General features: G+C 73.5%; 1 protein-coding gene and 1 pseudogene. One reads left to right on the top strand and one right to left on the bottom strand.

Features of this window, described 5'->3' with window-relative positions:
• Positions 1–90, top strand: a pseudogene (locus C1J00_RS48500) (FG-GAP repeat protein); the annotation flags it as partial.
• Positions 91–143: 53 nt separating this feature from the next.
• Here C1J00_RS48500 and C1J00_RS43095 read toward each other — a convergent pair.
• Positions 144–1,499 carry an FG-GAP repeat protein gene (locus tag C1J00_RS43095; protein WP_102914201.1) on the bottom strand — a complete coding sequence of 452 codons (1,356 nt, stop codon included), beginning with the start codon at positions 1,497–1,499 and terminating at the stop codon, positions 144–146.
• Positions 1,500–1,507 lie beyond the last annotated feature (8 nt).

Here is a 1,507-nt window from a genome sequence, read left to right as displayed (position 1 = left end):
GCGTTCGGCTCCGCCCTCGCCTCCGCCGACCTGAACACCGACGGCTACGCCGACCTGCTGATCGGCACACCCGGCGAGGACGGCGGCGGTGATACGGGTGCGCATGGGAGTGCGGGCCTCACTGGGGAGAAGTCGACGGGGCGTCACTGGGCGACGACGGAGCCGAAGCCGGTGCCGGTCTTCAGGGCGACGGCGGTGGCCGTGATGCCCTGGGCGCCGCTCGTGGTCAGGCCGGAGGCGGAACCGCGCAGGGTCCACAGGCCGCCGGTGGAGTTCTCGCCGTCGACGCCGACCACCAGGTCCGCCCTGCCGTCCTTCGTCACGTCGGTCAGGCCGACCGCGGAACCGAAACGGTCCCAGGACTCGGCGGAGCCGGGCACCCCGGCGGTGTTCTGGGTGTACGACTTCACGCCGCTTCCGGTCTTCAGGCCGGTGGCGGAGCCGAACAGCACGGTCACCGAGCCCGCGTCCCTCGCCGTGCCGACGTCCTCGCCCGGAGCGGAGACCACGACGTCGGCGTACCCGTCGCCGTTGATGTCGCCGGTGCTCACCGCGCTGCCGAAGCCGTCCCCGGCCTCGCCCGCGCCGGGCACGCCCGCGGTGTCCTGGTGGACGACGGACGGCTGCTGCGCCGGGTCGGGGCCGTTCGGGCCGCCGTACCAGACGGTGATCTGCCCGCCCTTGTGGCCGCCGGGCTTGAGGTCGTACGGGTCCGTGTGGTCGCCGAGGACGAGGTCGCCGTAGCCGTCGCGGTTGATGTCGCCGATGGAGCCGGGGTAGCCGTCGGCGTCCGGCAGATCGGCCATCTTGTACGTCGTGCCGGTCCAGCGGAAGTAGTCGATCTGGCCGCCGGTGTCGCCGTCCACGTTGAAGGGGTAGACGCGTTCGGCCGCGCCGTCGCCGGTCATGTCACCGGCGATGACCTCGAACGTCGTGCCGACCTCACCGACGACGGAGTGGGACGACGGGCCCGCGGTCCGGGTGAAGGGGCCGCGGTAGAGGCGGGTGTGGCTCTGGCCGGTGAGCGTGACGTCCGTGTCGCCGTCGCCGTCGAAGTCGCCGGTCGCGATGCCCCGGGAGAAGTTGCCGAACTCGGACAGCGTCGACGGCTGCGGCAGGCCCTTGCCGCTGGTCAGACCCGACTTGCCGCCCCACAGAACGGTGCCGGAGCCGATGCCGTCCCGGTCGCCGATGCTCTCGTTGGAGGCGCCGACGACGAGGTCGGAGTAGCCGTCCCGGTCCAGGTCTCCGGTGGCCAGGGCGGAGCCGAACAGGTCGCCCGACTCGGCGGTGCCGGGAACCCCGGCGGTGTTCTGGGTGATGACGGCCTTGCGGGCGGCCGAGACCCCGGACGCCGAGCCGTACAGCACGACGACCGCGCCGGCGCAGGAGGCCGAGCCGACGTCGGTGCAGGCGGCGCCGGCCGCCAGGTCGCGGTATCCGTCGCCGTTGAAGTCCCCGGCGAGGCCGGAGGGGGCGGCCGTGGCCGGGGTGGCCAGGGTGGCGG

This window comes from Streptomyces cahuitamycinicus (assembly GCF_002891435.1).
In the GTDB taxonomy this organism is placed as follows: Bacteria; Actinomycetota; Actinomycetes; order Streptomycetales; family Streptomycetaceae; genus Streptomyces; species Streptomyces cahuitamycinicus.
This window is presented reverse-complemented; position numbering and strand designations above follow the sequence as displayed.